At 51.4% G+C, this 21,078-nt stretch carries 19 protein-coding genes and 1 pseudogene; 6 read left to right on the top strand and 14 right to left on the bottom strand.

The annotated features are described in order from the left end of the window. Positions 1-106: 106 nt before the first annotated feature. From envZ to greB, 3 genes are all read right to left on the bottom strand, one after another. Positions 107-1,468, bottom strand: coding sequence for a two-component system sensor histidine kinase EnvZ (envZ, locus tag AACH44_RS01355; protein ID WP_261846747.1), 1,362 nt, complete (start codon positions 1,466-1,468; stop codon positions 107-109). After that, complete coding sequence (gene ompR, locus AACH44_RS01350) at positions 1,465-2,184, bottom strand: two-component system response regulator OmpR (RefSeq protein ID WP_005969424.1); 720 nt, start codon at positions 2,182-2,184, stop codon at positions 1,465-1,467. Before ompR ends, envZ begins: the two co-directional genes overlap by 4 nt. A gap of 199 nt (positions 2,185-2,383) precedes the next feature. Beyond that, positions 2,384-2,866 (bottom strand): transcription elongation factor GreB, encoded by a 483-nt coding sequence (gene greB, locus AACH44_RS01345; RefSeq protein ID WP_261846748.1) that lies wholly within the window; start codon positions 2,864-2,866, stop codon positions 2,384-2,386. A 174-nt stretch (positions 2,867-3,040) separates the two neighbouring features. On the opposite strand from greB, the gene AACH44_RS01340 reads away from it, so the two are divergent. Together AACH44_RS01340 and AACH44_RS01335 are read left to right on the top strand one after the other, a co-directional pair. Then, complete coding sequence (locus AACH44_RS01340; protein ID WP_261846749.1) at positions 3,041-4,756, top strand: lysophospholipid acyltransferase family protein; 1,716 nt, start codon at positions 3,041-3,043, stop codon at positions 4,754-4,756. A 315-nt stretch (positions 4,757-5,071) separates the two neighbouring features. Then, positions 5,072-6,739 carry a methyl-accepting chemotaxis protein gene (locus AACH44_RS01335; protein WP_261846750.1) on the top strand — a complete coding sequence of 556 codons (1,668 nt, stop codon included), beginning with the start codon at positions 5,072-5,074 and terminating at the stop codon, positions 6,737-6,739. Positions 6,740-6,856: 117 nt separating this feature from the next. Here the strand turns inward: AACH44_RS01335 and AACH44_RS01330 are convergent, their stop codons facing one another. Further along, positions 6,857-8,140, bottom strand: a complete 1,284-nt coding sequence (locus tag AACH44_RS01330; protein WP_261846751.1) for a citrate synthase — start codon at positions 8,138-8,140, stop codon at positions 6,857-6,859. Between the two features lie 316 nt (positions 8,141-8,456). Here AACH44_RS01330 and AACH44_RS01325 point away from each other — a divergent pair, with 316 nt between their 5' ends. From AACH44_RS01325 to kduI, 4 genes are all read left to right on the top strand, one after another. Further along, entirely contained in the window at positions 8,457-10,790 is a 2,334-nt protein-coding gene (locus AACH44_RS01325) for a Tex family protein (RefSeq protein WP_338659475.1), read from the top strand. A 356-nt stretch (positions 10,791-11,146) separates the two neighbouring features. Beyond that, positions 11,147-11,935 (top strand): IclR family transcriptional regulator, encoded by a 789-nt coding sequence (locus AACH44_RS01320; protein WP_261846753.1) that lies wholly within the window; start codon positions 11,147-11,149, stop codon positions 11,933-11,935. Between the two features lie 311 nt (positions 11,936-12,246). Further along, positions 12,247-13,203 (top strand): 2-keto-3-deoxygluconate transporter, encoded by a 957-nt coding sequence (gene kdgT / locus AACH44_RS01315; RefSeq protein ID WP_261846754.1) that lies wholly within the window; start codon positions 12,247-12,249, stop codon positions 13,201-13,203. 12 nt (positions 13,204-13,215) lie between these two features. Further along, on the top strand, positions 13,216-14,052 hold the full coding sequence (gene kduI / locus AACH44_RS01310; RefSeq protein ID WP_261846755.1) for a 5-dehydro-4-deoxy-D-glucuronate isomerase: 837 nt from the start codon (positions 13,216-13,218) through the stop codon (positions 14,050-14,052). Positions 14,053-14,125: 73 nt separating this feature from the next. Here the strand turns inward: kduI and AACH44_RS01305 are convergent, their stop codons facing one another. The 10 genes and pseudogenes from AACH44_RS01305 to AACH44_RS01265 form a co-directional block, all read right to left on the bottom strand. Continuing rightward, complete coding sequence (locus tag AACH44_RS01305) at positions 14,126-14,680, bottom strand: carbapenem biosynthesis protein CpmH (protein ID WP_338659474.1); 555 nt, start codon at positions 14,678-14,680, stop codon at positions 14,126-14,128. After that, on the bottom strand, positions 14,677-15,222 hold the full coding sequence (locus AACH44_RS01300) for a carbapenem self-resistance protein CarG family protein (protein ID WP_338659473.1): 546 nt from the start codon (positions 15,220-15,222) through the stop codon (positions 14,677-14,679). The genes AACH44_RS01305 and AACH44_RS01300 overlap by 4 nt, the downstream gene beginning before the upstream one ends. A gap of 212 nt (positions 15,223-15,434) precedes the next feature. Next, positions 15,435-16,832: an FtsX-like permease family protein gene (locus AACH44_RS01295; RefSeq protein WP_338659472.1), complete on the bottom strand. Its 1,398-nt coding sequence runs from the start codon at positions 16,830-16,832 to the stop codon at positions 15,435-15,437. Beyond that, positions 16,829-17,521, bottom strand: a complete 693-nt coding sequence (locus tag AACH44_RS01290) for an ABC transporter ATP-binding protein (protein ID WP_338659471.1) — start codon at positions 17,519-17,521, stop codon at positions 16,829-16,831. Before AACH44_RS01290 ends, AACH44_RS01295 begins: the two co-directional genes overlap by 4 nt. Before the next feature lie 8 nt (positions 17,522-17,529). Further along, positions 17,530-18,009, bottom strand: coding sequence for a hypothetical protein (locus tag AACH44_RS01285; protein WP_261846760.1), 480 nt, complete (start codon positions 18,007-18,009; stop codon positions 17,530-17,532). Positions 18,010-18,021: 12 nt separating this feature from the next. Next, a complete protein-coding gene (locus AACH44_RS01280; protein WP_338659470.1) occupies positions 18,022-19,323 on the bottom strand; it encodes an alkaline phosphatase in 1,302 nt (433 codons plus the stop codon). Continuing rightward, positions 19,320-19,580, bottom strand: a complete 261-nt coding sequence (locus AACH44_RS01275; RefSeq protein ID WP_338659469.1) for a hypothetical protein — start codon at positions 19,578-19,580, stop codon at positions 19,320-19,322. The genes AACH44_RS01280 and AACH44_RS01275 overlap by 4 nt, the downstream gene beginning before the upstream one ends. 99 nt (positions 19,581-19,679) lie before the next feature. After that, positions 19,680-19,838 (bottom strand): annotated as a pseudogene (locus AACH44_RS21140) (efflux RND transporter permease subunit); the annotation flags it as partial. Positions 19,839-19,949: 111 nt separating this feature from the next. Beyond that, complete coding sequence (locus AACH44_RS01270) at positions 19,950-20,288, bottom strand: hypothetical protein (protein ID WP_226310964.1); 339 nt, start codon at positions 20,286-20,288, stop codon at positions 19,950-19,952. Positions 20,289-20,348: 60 nt separating this feature from the next. Next, complete coding sequence (locus tag AACH44_RS01265) at positions 20,349-21,050, bottom strand: hypothetical protein (protein WP_044205425.1); 702 nt, start codon at positions 21,048-21,050, stop codon at positions 20,349-20,351. Between the last annotated feature and the right edge of the window lie 28 nt (positions 21,051-21,078).

Raw genomic sequence — 21,078 nt, 5'->3', positions numbered from 1 at the left:
GGACTGTCGAGCAGTAGTAACCGTTTCCATTCGGAAAATAGATTGTCAACGGTCTGAAGACGCGGAATTACGCCTTTCCTCTTAATACTGAGACTGCCCATAATACTTATGACTCTTTCGCGGCACCGTTATCCGCTACCGCGGCTTCCGAAAGCAGCGGCAGATACGCGCGGACGCACAGCCCACCACGTTCGCTCGTGCCAACATCCAACACGCCATTGTGCGCATCGATAATACGCTGCACAATCGCCAAGCCCAGCCCTGTTCCGCTGGTGGTTCGTGCGCTGTCGCCGCGAACAAATGGCTGGAACAAATGCTGTAATTGATCGGCCGCGATACCTTCCCCGTCATCTTCTACCTGAAACCAGACACGCTGTAGCTCACGTCCGGTACTAACCTTGATCCAGCCGTTACCGTAACGCGCCGCATTCACCACCAGATTCAGCGCCGCCCGTTTTATTAAGAGCGAGCTGATGCGCACCAGTAACTCCCCAGTAGCAAACTCGCTGTCAATCTGGCGTTCATAGCCGCTCTCCGAGGCCACCACCTCGCCCATAATCGCGTTCAGGTCAGCCACTTCCGTCTGCATTTCCTGACCGGTACGCAGGTAGTCGAGGAACTGCTCAATAATCGCATTACACTCTTCAATGTCCTTATTGATCGACTCCGCCAGATAGTCATCTTCCTTGCCCATCATCTCAGTTGCCAGACGAATGCGCGTCAGCGGCGTGCGCAGATCATGACTGACGCCCGCCATCAGCAGCGTGCGATCGTCGGCTAGCAGCTTCACGCCAGAGGCCATCTGGTTAAAAGCGCGGGTCACGGAACGCACTTCAGAAGCCCCGTACTCACGCAGCGGCGGTGGAATAATGCCTTTACCGACCTGCAAAGCGGCATGTTCCAGCTCAACCAGCGGTCGGTTTTGCACTCGAATAAATAGCCAGGCACCGCCAATCACCAGCAGCATAATCGCCAGCGTATAGCGGAAGAGCGGCGAGAAATCGCCCTGATGAATTTCAGTGAGAGGAACACGCACCCAGATATCCGGTGATAGCCAAGTTTTCAGCCACACCACGGGCGTGTTTTTGCTGACCTCGACCCGCACATCCGTCGGGCCGCCCAGCTGTTGCGCCATCTGATCGCTCAGAAATTTATAGTGCTGCGCCCAGCGCAGGCCACTTTCCTCCGCCGCTGCATTGGTGTACAGCGATATACCCAATTCACGGTAAATCTCACGTCGGAACGCAGGCGGCACCTCAAGCGTGGAGCCATCTTCCAGTTGCAGACTGTCCGTCATCAGCATTCTCACTTCGTATGCCAGCACTTTATTGAACTGCTGCAAACTCGGCAAAATGGCAAAGTTGAGCACCACCAGATAGGTGGTGACCAAACTAACAAACAACAACGTGACAATCAGTAGCAACGTCCGTGCAAATGAGCTGCGCGGAGAAAAGCGCCATTGCATCATGCCTTACTGCCGTCCGGGACAAATACGTAGCCAAGACCCCATACGGTCTGAATATAGCGCGGGTGCGCCGGATCTTCTTCCACCATGCGGCGCAGGCGAGAAATTTGTACGTCGATGGAGCGCTCCATCGCACTGTATTCGCGACCACGCGCCAGATTCATTAGCTTATCGCGTGACAGCGGCTCACGCGGATGGCTTACCAGCGCTTTAAGCACGGCAAATTCACCGCTGGTTAACGGCATCGGTTCGTCATCGCGGAACATTTCGCGCGTGCCCAGGTTCAGCTTGAATTTGCCAAACGCGATAATCGCTTCTTCCTGCGACGGCGCGCCCGGCAGTTCGTTTGCCTGACGGCGCAGCACCGCACGGATGCGAGCCAGCAGTTCACGCGGGTTGAAAGGTTTAGGAATATAATCGTCCGCACCAATTTCCAGCCCAACGATACGATCCACTTCTTCCCCTTTCGCCGTCACCATAATGATCGGCATCGGGTTGCTCTGGCTACGTAAACGACGGCAGATGGACAACCCATCTTCGCCCGGCAGCATCAGATCCAGCACCATGAGGTGAAAGGATTCTCGAGTCAGTAAACGATCCATTTGTTCAGCATTGGCTACGCTACGTACCTGAAAACCCTGTTCGGTCAAATAACGTTCTAACAGCGCACGCAAACGCATGTCGTCATCTACAACCAGAATTTTATAGTTTTCTTGCATTCTCTTTCTCCAAAGGCGTAATAGCGCCGACGCTGCTATTGTTCAGAAACACACGAATTACTGACAGTCGTTTCTGGTATACATTCTAGGCAAAATTGTTACAAAGCATATTAAAATTCGTGTAATCAATCATTTCCTGTGCAGTCAGTCATAAAATCATCGGCGATTTACACAGGTTGTGGTTAGCGAAGATTGTCGTTTATGACGATTTAACGTAATCAATCGAATTGACGAACCACTCGCGCGGGCCATGCGGGGTATTCACGGTAAACTCCTCATCAACCGCTTTTTTCAGCATGGCACGCGCCATCGGGGAGTCAATCGAGATATAGTCTTTATTATCACCGTAGATCTCATCCGGGCCGACAATCCGCAAGCGCTTCACATCACCTTGTTCATTCTCGATCTCAACCCAGGCACCAAAGAACACGCTGCCATCCTGCTGCGGCGAATAATCAACGATTTTCAATTCCGTCAGACATTTTCTCAGGTAACGCACACGCCTGTCGATCTGACGCAATAAACGCTTGTTATAGGTGTAGTCCGCATTTTCTGAGCGATCTCCCAGGCTGGCCGCCCAGGAGACAATTTTGGTAATTTCCGGGCGCTTTACATTCCAGAGATACTCATGCTCTGCCCGCAGTTTGTCATACCCCTCGCGGGTAATCAGATTGGTTTTCAAGTCGTTAACCCCGTTAGGCGCTTAGTGCGTACCACGTTCTTCACTCTCTCCGCACGCAAAAAATCACACGTTCATTACACAGATTTACAATTTTGGCTAATAATCTATCAACAGACATAAATATGTCATTTCTATCCCGTACTTTTAGCCACGGAGAGCTACGGAGAACGATTTATGTTTAGCTTAGACGCCATTCTGCAAGATCTTGCCCCGCATCGCCATACACCACCCTGGCAGAAAACGGTTTTGCGTTCTCTGCTATTTGAAAATGAAATGCAGCAATTTGCCCGGCGTTACCCCCATTTGAAAGGGTTGGATCTGGTCGAACAGATTCTTGATTACTTCAACTTCAATTGTGAAATGGTCGAAGGGGATTTAGAAAATATCCCCAGTCAGGGGCCAGTGGTACTGGTTGCCAACCACCCGATTGGTTCGCTGGACGGTCTGGCGCTACTGCGTACCGTCGCCAGCGTCAGGCCCGATGTCCGCATCGTCGCCAGCCAACTCCTCTCTTATGTCGCTTCACTTAAAAACCTGTTTTTTTCCGTCGATAACTTCAATAACCGCACCAAACGTCAGCAAATCAGCGCCATCCAGCAACATCTGGAAAGTGACGGCGCGATCATCGTGTTTCCGGCAGGTGAGGTTTCACGCGTCAGCCTGCAAGGTATTCGCGACGGTCACTGGCATAATGGTTTTATCCGCATGGCGAGCAAAGCCCGCGCGCCCGTCGTGCCCATCCATATCGGCGGGCGCAATAGTACGCTGTTCTACCTCTCCTCCATGGTTTATCGCCCGCTGTCCACCCTCCTGCTAGTCAGAGAAATGTTTGGTCAGCGCGACCAAACCCTCAAACTACGCATCGGTGCCAGAATTCCTTATACGTCCTGGAACCAAGGCGAATGGAACGCCAACGATCTGGCTGCCCGCTTCCGACGACACGTTTACCGATTAGGACAAGGAAAACCCGGCTGCTTTGCGAGTGAAAAACCCATCGCGCTGGCCGAAGATCGCGTGCTGTTGAAACGTGCGCTGTCAGAGTGTGAAACGCTGGGCACCACGCCGGATGGCAAAGTGGTCTATCTGTACCGGCGCGGTGAAGAGGATTATGTACCGCTGTTGCGTGAACTCGGACGTTTGCGGGAAATCGCCTTCCGCGCCGTCGGCGAAGGTTCCGGCCAGCGCCGCGATCTGGACAGCTACGATGATGACTATCTGCATCTGATCCTGTGGGACGATCGTGAACTGGAGATTGTTGGTGCCTATCGTTTTGTCTCGACGGCAAGCCTGATCGCCGAAAAAGGAAAAAGCGGCCTCTATAGCCATAGTCTATTCCAGTACGGCGATGAAATGGACCCGATATTGGCGTCAGGCATTGAGCTGGGACGCAGCTTTATTCAACCCAAATATTGGGGTAAACGCGGACTGGATTATCTCTGGCTGGGTATTGGTGCTTATCTGGCACGCTATCAGGAACACCGCTATCTGTTCGGCCCGGTATCGCTTTCTGGCACCTTGCCGCCGCATGCACGCGATTTGCTGGTTGCTTTTTATCGCCTGCACTTCACGCCCGATCAACCGCTGGCAACCTCGCGTCGCCCGTATCCGGCCTCGCTGCCTGACGTGCTGAAGCAGTTTGAAGGCACAGACTACCAGCAGGATCTCACGCGGTTGAAAAGCATGCTCAGCAACATGGGCTGTGCGATCCCCACGCTCTACAAGCAGTATTCGGAGCTGTGTGAGCCGGGAGGCGTGCGGTTTATCGACTTTGGCATCGATCCCGATTTCAATAACTGCATCGACGGTCTGGTGCTCGTCGATCTGAAGCAGTTGAAAGCGTCACGCTATCAGCGCTATATCGCCCCTTTTACCAGCGATAGCGCTTCTTGATCGCTCGGTGCGTTAGCCTCTAAAGGGGTTAACGCACCACACATCTATTCATCAACACCATACCCGCACACATTTTGTCTCTCAGATCACACATTTCATACGAAATCCCACTTGCCGTAATTTACGTGATCAACTGAACGCTTTTCCTGCCGATATTACAGATATTCTTATCGATATGTTTTTGAGGACGGGAGTTATTGATGTATCCCGAAAATGCGAAACATAGCTATAATTCCTTGTCATTACTTGCATCGGTTACGATAGCAAGCCCCCTCCGTTATGCCTTCATAGCATGTCAAAAAATTAAGGATGTTTATGAATATGCTGAACAGAATCAAACTCGGTAACATGTTGGGTATGGGATTTACTCTGGTTATCATCATCAGTTTGCTGGTCGCATTCTTCGGACGACTCCAGCTGGTTGGGCTGGGTAACGACATCAATCGGCTTTCCGGCACCACGTTAGCCAACATGCTGCTCATTCAAGAGGTTAAAGCCGGTTTTGATGCCAATGCCCGTCTTATCCGCAACATTGCACTGAGCACCGCCCCCGAGAAAATTCGGCAGGAAAAACAGTTTGTTGACGAACAAATCGCCCGCAACACCGTCAATCTGAAAAAACTCGGCCAACAGTTAGATACCGAAGGCACCCGCGCACTGCTGAAACAATTTCAGGACACACGTCCACCGTACCTTGCGGCTTTTTTGAAAGCCATGGAGTTGGTGCAATCCACCGACCCACAACTGCGCCAGCAGGGTAGCGCCATTATTCTTAACGAGATGCAAACCGCGCAAAACGCGCTATTCAACGTGCTGGATGCGATGACAGCCTCACAACAGCAGGATACCAATGAGATTGTCAGCCGTGCGCAGAATAATGCGCAATCCGGCAGCGTTATCATGCTGATTCTCTCTCTGGCGGCCACCGCGATGGCTGCTGTCGTGGCATGGCTGATCACCCGTACATTGAAAAAACAGTTGGGCGGCGAACCGCTGTACGCCACCCACGTTGCCCGACAGGTAGCCGAGGGCGATCTTGCCGTCGACATCGATATAAAACCGAGTGACCACAGCAGCCTGTTAGCCACCATGCATCACATGAGCCATAGCCTGGGCAATATCGTCGAACAGGTACGACAAAGCAGTGAAGCGATTGCTTCTGGCTCCAGCCAGATCGCTGCTGGCAGTGAAAACCTCAGCCAACGCACAGAAGAGCAGGCAGCCAGTTTGCAGCAAACCGCCGCCTCAATGGAGCAGATGAGTCAGGCGATTCGGCAGAATGCAGATACCGTGCGTAACGCCACCCGCCTCGCCAGCCAAACCAGCGAAACGGCAACGAAAGGCGGTGAAGCCATTAGCGATATCGTCGTGACGATGAAAGAGATCTCCGCCAGTTCGCATAAAATTCGGGATATCATCGGCGTCATTGACGGTATCGCCTTCCAGACCAATATTCTGGCGTTGAATGCGGCAGTTGAAGCCGCACGCGCTGGCGAACAGGGTCGTGGTTTTGCCGTCGTCGCCGGAGAGGTTCGTTCACTGGCACAGCGCTCCGCCTCTGCCGCGAAAGAGATTGCGACACTGATCAATACCAGCGTCGAAAAAGTCGAATCGGGCAACCGTCTGGTCGAAGAAACGGGTAGCACCATTGATGAGCTAGTCAGTCAGGCACGCAACACCGCAACGTTAATCGGCGAGATCGGGACAACCACGCAGGAGCAGGAGTCCGGCATTGCGCAAATTCATGATGCCGTCAACCAACTCGATCAGGTTACCCAGCAGAACGCGACGCTGGTGGAAGAGTCCGCCAATGCAGCAACCAGCCTACGCGAACAGTCGTCCCATCTGGTGACACTGATGAACCATTTCCACCTGCGAGACATGCCAGCGGCGCGACCCGCCCAGATGGTGAAGACGACACAGCCCACCCGTTTAATCCTTGCGCCAGTCGGCAACACACAGGATAACTGGGAAAAATTCTAGCGCCTTTCCCTGTCCGCACTCACCATGATGCCAGTATTAGCATCATGGTGACAATCACGTCATTTTTTCCTCGACAAGAGTCACTTTGGGAAACTTTGTGGGTTTTTGTGGAAACCATTACACCTTTTTAGAAACATAGTCCCGACGCGGCTGCCCGGTATAAATTTGGCGCGGGCGATAAATGCTGATGTCTTCCTGCTTATGCATCTCATCCCAATGCGCAATCCAACCGATCGTCCTGCCAACGGTAGAAATGACCGTAAACATGGATGGCGGTAGTCCCATCGCTTTCAGAATGACCGACGTATAGAAATCGACGCTCGGGTAGAGTTTATTTTCCAGAAAATAGGCATCGGTCATGGCGATATGTTCCAGCTCCATCGCCACCTGCAACAGGCTGTCTTCCGTGCCGAGTTCATTGAGCACTTCGTAACAGGTTTTACGCAGAATCGCTGCACGCGGATCGAAATGCTGGTAGACCGAGTTACCGAACCCCATCAGGCGGAATGAATCACAGCGGTCTTTCGCGCGTCGTACAAATTCAGGCACGCGATCGACCGTTTTAATCTCTTCCAGCATGCGCATGCAGGCTTCGTTCGCCCCGCCGTGCAGCGGCCCCCACATCGATGCCAGCCCGGCGGCAATGCAGGCAAATGGATTCGCACCGGAAGAGCCAGACGCTCTAACCGCCATCGTAGACGGGCACTGACCATGATCGGCATGCAAAATCAGGATGCGGTTCATCGCCCGTTCCAGCACCGGATTCACTTCATATTTCTCTGCCGGAATCGAAAACAGCATGTGCAGGAAGTTGCCCGTATAGGAAAGCGAATTACGGGGGTACACGGACGGCTGTTCGATGGAATATTTGTAGCACATCGCCGCCAGCGTCGGCATTTTCGACAGCAGCCGCACCGCCGCTAGCTCGCGATGCTCCGCGTTATCAATATCCAATACATCGTGATAGAACGCGGCCAGCGCGCCCACCACCGCGCACATCAGCGCCATCGGGTGGGAATCGCGACGAAAGCCGCTGAACATCCGGCTAATTTGCTCATGAACCAGCGTATGGCGGGTGATGTTGTCAGCAAATTTCGCATACGCTTCCGCCGAAGGCGCGTCGCCATGCAGCAGGATGTAACAGACTTCAGTAAAATCACACTGCTCAGCAAGCTGTTCGACAGGGAAGCCCCGATGTAGCAACACGCTATTCACTGCATCAATATAGGTAATCGCCGACTCACATCCTGCCGTATTGGCAAAGCCAGGATCATAACTGCACAGCCCGTGTTCACCGAGTGGGCGAATATCCACCGCCTCTTTCCCCAATACGCCGGAACGCACTTCCAGCGCAATACTCGCCTGCCCTTCTGCCGTCAACGTGTACGTTCTGACTGTCATGAACTCTTCTCCTGCCTGAATCATGGTGGTGTTCCCGTTCGCTCTCACGGCCTTCTGGATAGATCATTCCGTGCTACATAGCCTGATTAAAGCAACGCTCAATTTACAACGACATGAGACCAATGTATGTCATACGCTAAAATCGTGAGTGGATTGCAAGAATCTGACGGAATATTGATATAGGTAAATTTTGTTGCACTGAGCAACGCGAGATCATCCGCGTTTTCCAGACGGCAGCGGCTGGCATTTTGCACGCTCAATCCGTATAACTGTCCCCACTTATTTAATTCACTTGATGACGATTGATATCAGACCTATGAATGATTCATTAAGCCACATTATCGCCAGCGAATTGCAGGCGCGAACGGAGCAGGTAGACGCGGCAGTCCGCCTACTGGACGAAGGAAATACCGTCCCTTTTATCGCCCGTTACCGTAAAGAAGTGACTGGTGGACTGGATGACACTCAACTGCGCCAGCTCGAAACACGCCTCGGTTACCTGCGTGAACTGGAAGACCGACGCCAGACGATTCTGAAATCCATCGATGAGCAGGGCAAGTTAACGGCACAACTCGCCACCGCCATTAACGGCACGCTGAGCAAAACCGAGCTGGAAGATCTCTATCTACCGTACAAACCTAAACGCCGCACGCGTGGACAAATCGCGATTGAAGCCGGTTTGGAACCACTGGCCGATAGCCTATGGCAAGACCCGAGCCAGGAGCCGGAGCTGACGGCACAGGCTTATGTCGATGCCGATAAAGGCGTGGCAGACGTGAAAGCGGCGCTGGACGGCGCACGTTACATTCTGATGGAACGCTTTGTAGAAGACGCCACGCTGCTGGCAAAAGTGCGTAACTATCTGTGGAAAAATGCCCATCTGGTTTCCCGCGTCGTAGAAGGGAAAGAGGAAGAAGGCGCGAAGTTCCGCGATTACTTCGATCATCACGAACCGATTGCTCAGGTACCTTCACACCGCGCACTGGCGATGTTCCGCGGTCGTAATGAAGGCGTGCTGCAACTGGCGTTGAATGCCGATCCACAGCACGAAGAAGCGCCGCGTGAAAGCTACTGCGAACAGATTATTATCGACCACCTGAATCTGCGTTTAGGAAATGCCGCGGCAGACAGCTGGCGACGTGCCGTCATTAGCTGGACGTGGCGCATTAAAGTGCTGCTGCACCTTGAAACCGAATTGATGGGCAGCGTGCGTGAAAAAGCTGAAGACGAGGCGATTAACGTCTTCGCCCGCAACATGCACGATCTGCTGATGGCCGCTCCGGCGGGCATGCGCGCCACCATGGGTCTCGATCCCGGCCTGCGAACCGGCGTAAAAGTCGCGGTAGTGGATGCCACTGGCAAGCTGGTCGCGACCGACACGATTTATCCGCATACCGGTCAGGCGGCTAAAGCGGCTCCAATCATCGCGGCACTGTGCCTCAAACATCAGGTTGAACTGGTGGCGATTGGTAACGGCACCGCCTCGCGTGAAACCGAGCGCTTCTTCCTCGACACGCAGAAGCAGTTCCCGAATATCAACGCACAGAAAGTGATCGTCAGCGAAGCGGGCGCATCGGTGTACTCCGCGTCCGAGCTAGCCGCGCTGGAATTCCCCGATCTGGATGTCTCGCTGCGTGGTGCGGTGTCTATCGCCCGTCGTTTGCAGGATCCGCTGGCGGAACTGGTGAAGATCGATCCGAAATCCATCGGCGTGGGTCAGTATCAGCATGACGTAAGCCAAAGCCTGCTGGCGAAGAAGCTGGATGCGGTGGTCGAAGACTGCGTAAACGCCGTCGGCGTTGATCTCAATACGGCGTCCGTGGCGCTGTTAACACGTGTCGCCGGGCTGACGCGCATGATGGCGCAAAATATTGTGACCTGGCGTGATGAGAATGGCCGCTTCCATAACCGCGAACAACTGCTGAAAGTCAGCCGTCTGGGGCCAAAAGCCTTTGAACAGTGCGCGGGCTTCCTGCGCATCAACCACGGCAATAACCCACTGGATGCCTCTACCGTTCACCCGGAAGCCTATCCGATTGTGGAGCGTATTCTGGCTGCAACCGAGCAGGCGTTGCAGGAGCTAATGGGGAATCCCAATGCGCTGCGTAACCTGAAACCGTCGGATTTCACCGACGAGCGTTTCGGCGTACCAACGGTGACAGACATCATCAAAGAGCTGGAAAAGCCGGGTCGCGATCCGCGCCCTGAGTTCAAAACGGCCAGCTTCGCTGACGGCGTGGAAACCTTAAACGATCTGCTGCCGGGCATGATTCTGGAAGGCGCAGTCACCAACGTCACCAACTTTGGCGCGTTTGTGGATATCGGCGTCCATCAGGATGGCTTGGTCCATATTTCATCGCTGGCCGACCATTTCGTCGACGATCCACACAAAGTGGTGAAAGCAGGCGATATCGTGAAAGTGAAAGTGATGGAAGTGGATCTGCAACGTAAGCGCATCGCGCTGACGATGCGGCTTGATGAGCAACCGGGTGACACCGCGTCGCGCCGTGGCGGTGGCAATCCGCGTGGCGATAGCAATACCTCATCGCGTCAGCCAGCCGGTAAATCACGACCTCGTCCCGCTAGCACTCCTGTCACAGGCAACAGCGCAATGGGTGATGCACTGGCCGCCGCCTTTAAAAAACGTTAATCACCTCATGCCTATCGTTTAAGCATCGAGATACACGGGGCGACCACAGGGGTGAGGCATCCCTGCGGGAACCTCCCCGTGTGTTTCCCCAAATAACGGGCTTAAGTGACCCGTATTAGCTAATCGCCATTCTATTATTATTTAAAAAATTCCTTGTCTTATGAAAATAAGGTCAGGAATCTTTCTTTTCCCCGCCCCAATATCGCTATTTTGTTTCCCTAATAAAACTACATTTCATTTATATTGAAATATTCAACCTATTTGAGATCGTTTTGTGATCTGTATCTAGGTAAATAAATTACCGTTGCATTATTATTGTTCTATATAGGAAACCATAGTTTTATATATAGAACATCATGAATATATTCCAACAGCTCGAACACAGTAAAGCGCCGGCAGCCGTCCGTTTAGTGATGATTATTGACTACATCGCTAAACATGACGAAGCCAGTTTCACTGAGATATGTACTGATTTGTCTATCCCCAAAAGCAGCGTACATCATCTATTGGAAGTGCTGGTGGTCACACAGCTATTACGCCAGCGCGCCGACGGACGTTATGTTTTGGGGTTGAGACTATTTGAGCTGGGCGGGCTGGTAATAAAAAATATTGATCTGCGTAAAGATACGATTAATTTTATGCATGAATTGGTCAAAGAGACGGAATTGACCTGCCATCTTGGTATTCTGGACGGCGATAATGGCTTCTTCCTGAGTAAAGTAGAATCTCCCAAAGCGATTGTCAAAACATCCTGGGAAGGTAAGAAAATTATTTTTAACCGTATGTCTCTCGGAAAAGTACTCGTAGCGTGGCTACCAGAGGAAAGAATTGAATCACTGATTACCGATTGTACGTTTGAATATTTAACGCCTCGGACAATTACCAATAAAGACGATTTTCTACAACACCTAAAGACCGTTAAGGAACAAGGCTGGGCAATAGACGATGGTGAAGATATAGAAGAAATTTGTTGTATGGCTGCACCGATTTTTAATCAGGACGGTGAAGTCATCGCCGCCATCGGCGTTAACGGGATGCAATCGCAATATGCTAATGGAAAAAAAGAGAAACATTTGGCAAGCCTGATTAAAACCAGCAAAGCGATCACTGCTCATATCAACAGTAGGAATATTGATAGTAGATAATATATTTTTATTAAATATCCATAGTGAATTTCAATTCATAATTCATTGAGATTTTCATGGCGATAGTCACGACATCATTATCTGTAAAAGCTTGCTAAGCATTACGGAAAGGTTTTCTATCACTAAAAAAACATCACAACGCTAAATATTAAGATACTGAAAAATATGAATGATCAACTTTATAATAAGGACGACCATCTTCAATAATTAATGAAATAGAGTTTCCCTTCTATTGATGACGTTATACAAACAATCTCTGTCTTTATTGACGGCGGGATGAACACATTTCTATTTTTACAATCAGGACTGTTATGAAAATCAAACAAGCTATTGATAAAATCCCTGGGGGATTAATGCTGGTTCCGCTCTTTTTGGGCGCATTCTGTAATACCTTTACGCCGGGGGCTGGGAAATATTTAGGTTCTTTCAGCAACGGTATGATTACTGGCACGATCCCGATTCTGGCCGTCTGGTTTTTCTGCATGGGCGCGTCTATTGAGCTTAAAGCGACGGGAACGATGCTGAAAAAATCGGGCGTTCTGGTGGTGACCAAACTCGCCACCGCCTGGATTGTGGCGCTGATCGCGGGTACGTTCTTACCGGGTGATGGCATCCAAAATGGTTTGCTGGCCGGAATCTCCGTGCTTGCGCTGGTCGCGTCAATGGACATGACGAACGGTGGGCTGTACGCCGCATTGATGAACCAGTACGGTTCGAAAGAAGAAGCGGGAGCCTTCGTGCTGATGTCTCTGGAATCCGGCCCGTTAATGACCATGGTCATTCTGGGTGCCAGCGGTATCGCGACCTTTGAACCCCAGCTATTTGTCGGTGCCGTACTGCCTTTCCTGATTGGTTTTACGTTGGGTAATCTGGACTCGGACTTGAGAAAGCTGTTCGGCAACTCAGTACAAACGCTGATCCCTTTCTTCGCCTTTGCGTTGGGCAATACGATTAATTTATCGGTGATTCTACAAACGGGGTTCGCTGGTATTTTCCTCGGCGTATTGGTGATTATTGTTACCGGTATTCCATTGATTCTGGCGGACAAATTTATCGGCGGCGGTAATGGAACCGCAGGCATAGCCGCATCCAGCAGCGCAGGTGCCTCCGTCGCGACGCCCCTGTTGATCGCAAATATGGCGCCAGAATTCGCACCAGTCGCTCAACAGGCGACAGCGTTGGTCGCCACCAGTGTGATCGTGACGTCAGTATTGGTGCCCATCATTACGGCATTATGGGCAAAACGCTTTTCACCTAAACACGCATAAAAAGGTAGCAAAATGGACGTAAGACAAAGTGTACACAGTGAGCATGCGAAAACGCTTGATACCACCGAACTGAGGAAGAAATTTCTCATTGAGAAAATATTTACGCCAAACCACTACACCATGACTTACAGCCACATTGACCGTATTGTGGTAGGCGGGATCATGCCAGTGGATGGTGAGATAACGTTTGATGACGGCATCGGCAAACAATTTGGCGTGAACTATTTTCTTGAGCGACGCGAACTGGGGCTGATCAATATCGGTGGTCCGGCAAAAATCGTTATCGACGGCACAAGCTATCAGGTTGGCAATGAGGAAGCGCTCTATGTTGGCAAGGGTGCTAAGGCCTTAGCCTTTAGCAGCCTCGACAAGACTAAACCAGCAAAACTGTATTATAACAGCGCCCCGGCACATGCCGTTTACCCGACGCGTATCATCACACAGGATGACGCGATAAAAGCGCCGTTGGGAGACGTCAAAACCTGCAACAAACGGACGATTTGCAAATATCTGGTGCCGGAAGTGGTCGAGACCTGCCAACTGAGCATGGGATTAACGCGTCTGGCAGAAGGCAGCAACTGGAATTCAATGCCAACGCATACCCATGAACGCAGAATGGAAGTTTACTTCTATTTTGACATGGCGGAAGACACCATTATTTTTCATATGATGGGTGAACCGCATGAAACGCGTCATCTGGTGATGCATAACGAACAGGCGGTGATCTCCCCGAGTTGGTCGATTCACACTGGCGTCGGTACCAAAAACTACGCCTTTATCTGGGGCATGATCGGCGAAAATCTGACGTTTGACGATATGGATCATATCGCGATGTTGGATTTGCGCTAATCCCTCTGGCATTGCGCCGATAGCGGAAAATGCAGCAGGGTGAACCGCGTTCACCCTGTTTTTTTATTTAATATCAGTAATCCAGCTCTACTGGCACAGGGTAATCCTGCAATTTCGCCGCCCCACCCAACGCTTCACGAATGGTAGCCGAATAGCGCGTGGTCCCTACGCCACCAACCAGATTATCCAGCTCGCTAAAGGCAAAGCGTAACGCCCGGTTATGTGCCCAGTCTTCCAGTGGCGTTAAACGATAAGTGAAATACACCACCGTCAATTCCTGATTCACGCGATCGATTTTCTCAATGCTCGCCACCTGCATCCTGCCGTAACACAAGTCACCGTACTGACGCCAGTTTTTATCCCCTATGGGCGATAAACGATATATCGTGCTGGTTCCTTCCGGCGTGGCGTAGGCCAGACCCGCATCGACCAATGCGTGCAAACGTCCGCTGTTCCAAGGCGCGTCGCCTTTAGGACTATGTATCGGCCACTGCTTCTCACCCAGACACAGCGGCGACTCCGCATCAAAAAAATCTTGCACGCGTTGCTGGTAATCCAGTTCGCTAAGTTGTGCCAGTGTAGCGAGGGGAAACAGTAGCCCTAATGTGATTAGTGAGGACATTTTCATTTTGCCAACATCACCTCATCCACTTCCTTGTAAGCTTCATCAACGGATTGGTAGGTATCTTGCGTTATTACTCGCTTTCGTTCTGACCATTCATAGAGCGGTACACCCGGATCGTCCCGCGAGGCTTTAAAGTCGTAAATCGTTAAAAGGACTTTCGTGGGATCAAAGACGTTTTCCCCTTGCTTCTTTGCCGTCACCAGAAAGTAATGCTTTCCAGACAGGAACAACCGATTATCCTGTACTAAAAAATCCGCCGCAGCGGATAGCCGATAATCAAACCAGGTAAACGTATTGCTGTTGGTAACTGGCATAATGCTGTGTCCGCCGTCCGGGCGTAGTACAAAGAAAGTCATCCCGAGATTGGGGTGCGAGGTATTATTGTCAAACTGGGCGACGACGACATAATCCTTCCCGCCGTCCTGATTGAGATCTACTCGGTTGATGCCGTCTTTCAATGCCACTGGGGATAGTGCAGTAGCCGTGCTGCTGATAGCACAGAGCACTAAACACAGCCCTGAAAAGATAAAACCGTTCTTTAACATAACAATCCGTGTTGACCGTACTGAGGAGGGAACACCATTTATTTATTCGCCGCCGAAGTATATGCCTCTGCCTACGGTTTGAGCTAGCCATAGAATAGACTTTTCATCGTCTTAGCGATTCAAGCGGGGTCTATAGATGGGAGAAAAGACAGCATCGAACGCCAAAACAACGCGCCCGATGCCAACACAGCTTAGCTAATGAGTCGACGCATTTATTCCCCTCGCAGCGCCGTTGCGGGAGACTGTCGGTAAGACAGTATCGCCGGGATCGTAAGGACGACAGCGGCAACCAGTAACAGGAGCAGGACGAAGTGGATATCTTCCCACTCCAACGTCACTGGCAGCACAAAGCCGCTTTTCTCGCTCATCACCACTGCAATACCGCGTGCGGCAACGTAGCCCAGACCGACGCCCAGCAGCACGCCGACGCTCACCAGCGACATCAACCCGCTCCAAATCAGCGTGAAAATACCGTAGTGCGGTGCGCCAAAGGCACGGAGTGCGCCGATCTGTTTCTGCCGCTGCCGCAGGTGGATAACCGCCACCATCGCCACGGCCACGCCCACTAATCCCTGAGTCCCCAGCGAAACATAGGTCAGCAGTTCGCGGATATCACCCAGCATCGAGTATAACTTCACCAGCACCTCACCGGGGAACACTGCCAGCGTCGAGTTACTGCGATACAGCGAACGCAGTTGATAGGCTCCCGCGATCGTTTTCGGTTTAACGACAATCGCGGGCAAACCAGCCTGATGCGCGTGCCCGTGAGCTTCTGCTTCGCCGTGCTCGTCATCGTGTGGAGCCGTTACCGGCTGAGCGACAGCAGCATGATGATCATCATTTTCCGCGCCTTCCGCTGGATGAACGTTGTTGTGATGCTCATCGGCATGCTGCTCGCCTTCCGCATGTGCGGTTTCATCATGATCATGTGCATGGCCGTCATGCTCACCCTCATGCTCATTATGGTCGTGATCATCGTCCGCACCATGCGGTGGATGGATACCATGCACCCGCCATACGGCGTTCACCGGAACCAGAATCGCTTTATCCCATGCGCTGCCGTCCGCAGGCAACACACCAACCACGGTATAGATAACGTCATCGTGCGCGTGCGCGCCTTCCGTACCCACCTGACCATGAATTGGGCTAAATGTACTCCCAACCGTCAGCCCCGTTTGCGCCCCCACCACGGCTTCAAAGCCGTCGTTGAACACACGTCCGGCGGTGAGTTGTCGCTTACCGTTATCCGTGACCAGCGGCGGCGTGGTACCGACAATCGGCATCCCCTGATAGAAATCACCAAACGCAACTGGTGCTGCCCAGGCAACCAGCGGGTTCTTTTCCAGATCGGTCAGCACCTGCGCGGGAATCAGCGTCAGCGCCGACGGTTGCAGGAACACGGACGACAGCACGAGTTGGGTTTCACTTCCCGGAGCCCCAATCACCAGATCGAAACGGTCAGCCGCCTTGGCGCTGCCCATGCGCAGCGCCCTTTCCTGCAAACTTACTGAAATACTTAACGCTGTCGCCACCGCGATCAGCAACACCACAACCAGTACACCCGGCCAGAGCCGACGCCAGTCGACCCAGATTAGACGCCATGGAATCATGCACGATCCTCCTGATAGGGCTTGTCCGCCACCAGGCGTCCTTTTTCCAGTTGAATACAGCGCGACAGCTGTGAAGCCAGACGCGCATCGTGCGTAATGGCGATAAGCGTTGCGCGACTTTCGCGCGCCAGCGTCACCAGCAGATCGGCAATTTGCTCACCGCTCTGTGCATCCAAACTGGCGGTGGGTTCATCGGCAATGATGATGTCTGGCTTGCTAAGTAAGGCTCTTGCGACGGCAACCCGCTGCTTCTCACCGCGTGATAACACTTCAATCGGCCGTTTCGCGGTATCAAGCCCGACCTGCGTCAGCAAATCCGCTGCCCGCTGCCTGAGCGCCGCAGGGATCCGCCAGTGGTGGAACTGCGCGGGCAGTAGGACATTTTCCAGCGCATTCAAACCGGGGAACAGATGGAAGTCCTGCATCACTAACCCGATGTATTGTGCCCGCCAACGATCCCGTTCCGCTTCGTTCATCTGCCAGATATCCTGCTTTTCCCACTGCACACAGCCCGTTCCACTGTGATCCATCCCAGTGATGGCATTCACCAGCGTGGTCTTACCGGAGCCAGAAGGCCCCATCACCGCCACGCGTTCGCCAGAACGAATCGACAGCGCGGGAATATCCAGCACCGCCTCGGACGTATCAGGGAAGGTCACACTCAGGTGTTGAATCAATAACTCAGCCATCGGCACTCCTAAAGGGTATCAAACGTAGCTTCACGCAGCCGCAACAGGCTGACGAACCCCGTTTCGGGATCGGTCCACGATCCGTGCTCCAGCACGCCTTCGACTTCAATCATGGTGTTGTTCTGTACGAAGGTCTGACGTTTGGCGAGGTAGACAACAACGATATCTTCAGGCCAGTCCGCATCAGACGAACAGAAAGGGCACAGCGCCATCGGCATTTTGGTTAATACAAAGAATTGTGACTCCGCCTTGAGCGGCGGTGCCATAAAGCCACGCATCGTGACCCGTTTACCGGAGAGCGCTTTGACGTCATTGGAGAATTCCAGACCCAGCACGCCGTAAGAGGCATACAGCTTATCGAAGGAGAGTTCAGACTGCGTGGCGTTCACGGGTGCGATGCCACCAAGGAGGAGGATCACCAGCACCGCACGCAACCAAGAGAATAAAAGCGGGGTTGCCCCCGCTTTGCTGCATTTCGCATTATTCATAGCGTCGTAGGATTACTTTTTGTCTTGCGGTTTTACCGCCAGTGCATCGACAATCACGCGGAACAGATCGGTGTTTTCCATATAGCCACGGATACGTTCGGCACCTGGGCCACTCGCCTGAATCACCATATCGTCAACGGCATGAACGCCCGTATCGGAAGAACGTGGCAGAATCCCTTCGCGGAATACCGCACCCTGCACTTTCTCGTAGGCTTTGTTGGCAACGTATTCATCTTTTTCGTTCTTGATAGCAGGAACGAACTGGCCATCCAGCTTCGGACGGAACGTTTCGTAATAATCTGGGAAATTGTTGAAGAACACGGCAAGACGTTTAGAAACGTTCAGGTCATCCGGGTAACCGTCTTTGTTGGCGTCTTTATAGTTCGGGTAGCCTGCGTCTTCATACACGCCGACTTTCTCACGCATCTCAGTGCCTGGTTTGCTGTCATCGATCGTACCGATAATAGACAGGCCGTGCGTATGGTCACCTGTTACGATGATCATCGTGTCTGGGTTTTTCTCGGCGAATTTCTTGGCGATCGCCACAGACTGATCCAGCATGATGGTGTTAGTGAAAGCGCGTTCCCAATCCAGCGGGTGAGAGGCTTTGTCGATCAGCGCGGATTCCACCATCAGGAAAAAGCCGTCTTGGTTTTTGGACAGCACATCCAGCGCCGCCTGCGTCATGTCCGTCAGGTCAGGCTGGTTCGGGAATTTCTTGGCGACGTCATTTTTCAGGAAACGACGATCTATCACGCCATCCATGTTGCCGGTATGGAACAGCCCCAGTAGCTTGGTGGCCTGTGATGCGTTTTTCTTCAGTGAATCCGCATCGGTCACCAGTGAGTAACCCGCCTGCTGGAATTTCTCAACGTAGTTGGTTTCGTCTTTACGCTTTGATCCCGGTGTACTTTTCGGCAGGAAGTAGGCTGAACCGCCGCCCAGCATGACTGTCGGCTGCACGTTGTAGAACATCTCGACAATTTCGGCTTTATCCGCACGGCGGCGGGTATGAGAAACCACAGCGGCTGGCGTCGCATCCTGAAGTTCCGCATCGCTGACGACACCGACAGACATCTTGGTCGAACGGGTCAGCAGCTCACCCAGCGTTTCCTGCTTCGGGTGATCCAGTGAATTTTTACTACGGCTGACGTACACACCCAACGCATTCACACCGGATTTGTGACCGGTCATGTAGGCGCTCATGGTGTTGGCGCTGTCGGCCGCGATAGAGTCGGTACTGGATGTACCGGCAAACGCCATATATTGCAGGTCATCAATTGCCAGACGACCGTCGGCTTTCCCTTCCGTCACCCCTTTGGACAGGATGCGTTGCCGCCATCTTCACGCTCAACAAACGATGCCGTTTTGCCCAGCACCTGCTGGTAATCCTTGCCGTTGATCAGAATACGGATATCTTCTGGCTTAAGTACTTCATCAAACTCGACTTTAAAATCGAATTTTCCGCCTGCTAGCATGGTGGCGCGGTCAATGGGATAAATAGCCTGAGCCTTCACCATCCCCGGTAAAGCAGCAGAAACCAGTAAAGGCAGTAACCAGCGAGCTTTCATTGTTATGTCCTTGGTTGCGTCATTTAGCAGGACATAACGTAGTTATCTTTTTTTACAGTTTGATGAATTTCACCATAAATTATTTCACTTATATCTAACCTACTCCGCTCTTTCCTTTAACGGAAAGCGGCGGCGCACGACGACAAAGAACAGCGGCACGAAGAAGATGGCAAGGAAGGTCGCGGCTAGCATGCCACCGATCACGCCCGTCCCCACCGCATGCTGACTGGCTGAGCCCACGCCGCTGCTGGTCGCTATCGCGTAACTTAAATTATTTAGAATATAGGGTAAGCAGGAAAACTCAGAGAACCGACAACTTCAAGTATGACGGGGATAAAAGCAAAAACCAGCACTGTCGTTATATTTCCCCTAATCAAGAGCGACTGCCGCCATAATAATTTCTTTTTTATCAGGGTAGACACTCAGATAAACGTCATATTCACTATAAGACAGCGAACGCCAGCGGATAGTATTAGCATCAATATTTTCAGGAATAAATCCTTTAGCTATTAAATAGCTTTCCAATTTTAATTGGTCAACTGTACCCATAAAAAATATTATATTTGTCTCAGGTTTGTTACCATCATGGGCTGAATAGGTTATGTAATAATTCTGAGAGACAAGGGGAGCCTCCCTTATAACTTCCATTGAGAAGAAATGGTCATAAAACCAATTTTCCTTTGTATAAGAAAGACTATCAATAGTCATTAGTTTAATTAATGCACATATTGCCATCGCCATAAAAGCAAAAAAAAAACAATACCCTTATTAATCCCCATAGACCCTCTTATTGTTTAAATATACTCCAAAATCACTGTCATTTACAATTACGACATCACCAGAATCGAAATTTGAATATGGCTTCACTGATTTCATAAAACTGGGTAATTCACCTAGATAAGGCCTTGCGTTTGGTGATTTTGATGGATCAGGAAACAACAAAGGCCTAAACCCTTTATTCTTAAAGTTGCCAACAGCGCCATAATAATCCCATCGTTTAATTGACTCATTCTTGCTAACAGGTTTTAAGTCAGAAAGATAATTTTTACCATGGATTGCTCGATAAAACCCAAGCAAATCAGACACGAGGTCTTCTCCACTAAAGCCACTGTCTGTAGCCCAGCTAAAAGGCCAACTATCTTGCATTCCTTCAAATGCTATGCCCGTTCTCATCATCATAGCAAGAGCGATACTATGGCGTTCAGATAGTAAGCGTCCTCGGCGTATTTTCCAAAGACTGTACTTAGCAGTACCTGCCAGCTTTCGTTTAACGAACATGTTTTGTTCATAACGAATATGATAAAACTTATCGAGCTTACTTTCACCTAATTCCATTTGAGACAAAACACTCCTGATGTCATCACCTGATGCATGCCCCAAGTCTATCCAACCTAATATTTCGGTGTAAATGATACCATACTTCGCTGATATTACCTGATTGACATCCAATATTTCTGATCGCTTACTCATTTACTTTATCCGTCCTTGGATTTCTAAA

Source organism: Pectobacterium araliae (assembly GCF_037076465.1).
GTDB lineage: Bacteria > Pseudomonadota > Gammaproteobacteria > Enterobacterales > Enterobacteriaceae > Pectobacterium > Pectobacterium araliae.
The sequence above is the reverse complement of the archived record's forward strand: the minus strand, read 5'-3'. Positions and strand labels throughout refer to the sequence as shown.

Excerpts from the sequence above, each read along its gene's own strand:
- AACH44_RS01295 (WP_338659472.1), bottom strand. The coding sequence starts at position 16,832 with ATGATTCCATGGCGTCTAATCTGGGTCGACTGGCGTCGGCTCTGGCCG.
- AACH44_RS01305 (WP_338659474.1), bottom strand. The coding sequence starts at position 14,680 with ATGAAAATGTCCTCACTAATCACATTAGGGCTACTGTTTCCCCTCGCT.
- AACH44_RS01285 (WP_261846760.1), bottom strand. The coding sequence starts at position 18,009 with ATGAATAATGCGAAATGCAGCAAAGCGGGGGCAACCCCGCTTTTATTC.
- AACH44_RS01265 (WP_044205425.1), bottom strand. The coding sequence starts at position 21,050 with ATGAGTAAGCGATCAGAAATATTGGATGTCAATCAGGTAATATCAGCG.
- AACH44_RS01320 (WP_261846753.1), top strand. The coding sequence starts at position 11,147 with ATGAATATATTCCAACAGCTCGAACACAGTAAAGCGCCGGCAGCCGTC.
- AACH44_RS01270 (WP_226310964.1), bottom strand. The coding sequence starts at position 20,288 with ATGACTATTGATAGTCTTTCTTATACAAAGGAAAATTGGTTTTATGAC.
- AACH44_RS01290 (WP_338659471.1), bottom strand. The coding sequence starts at position 17,521 with ATGGCTGAGTTATTGATTCAACACCTGAGTGTGACCTTCCCTGATACG.
- AACH44_RS01340 (WP_261846749.1), top strand. The coding sequence starts at position 3,041 with ATGTTTAGCTTAGACGCCATTCTGCAAGATCTTGCCCCGCATCGCCAT.
- AACH44_RS01275 (WP_338659469.1), bottom strand. The coding sequence starts at position 19,580 with ATGAAAGCTCGCTGGTTACTGCCTTTACTGGTTTCTGCTGCTTTACCG.
- AACH44_RS01335 (WP_261846750.1), top strand. The coding sequence starts at position 5,072 with ATGAATATGCTGAACAGAATCAAACTCGGTAACATGTTGGGTATGGGA.
- kduI (WP_261846755.1), top strand. The coding sequence starts at position 13,216 with ATGGACGTAAGACAAAGTGTACACAGTGAGCATGCGAAAACGCTTGAT.
- envZ (WP_261846747.1), bottom strand. The coding sequence starts at position 1,468 with ATGATGCAATGGCGCTTTTCTCCGCGCAGCTCATTTGCACGGACGTTG.
- ompR (WP_005969424.1), bottom strand. The coding sequence starts at position 2,184 with ATGCAAGAAAACTATAAAATTCTGGTTGTAGATGACGACATGCGTTTG.
- AACH44_RS01330 (WP_261846751.1), bottom strand. The coding sequence starts at position 8,140 with ATGACAGTCAGAACGTACACGTTGACGGCAGAAGGGCAGGCGAGTATT.
- AACH44_RS01325 (WP_338659475.1), top strand. The coding sequence starts at position 8,457 with ATGAATGATTCATTAAGCCACATTATCGCCAGCGAATTGCAGGCGCGA.
- AACH44_RS01300 (WP_338659473.1), bottom strand. The coding sequence starts at position 15,222 with ATGTTAAAGAACGGTTTTATCTTTTCAGGGCTGTGTTTAGTGCTCTGT.
- kdgT (WP_261846754.1), top strand. The coding sequence starts at position 12,247 with ATGAAAATCAAACAAGCTATTGATAAAATCCCTGGGGGATTAATGCTG.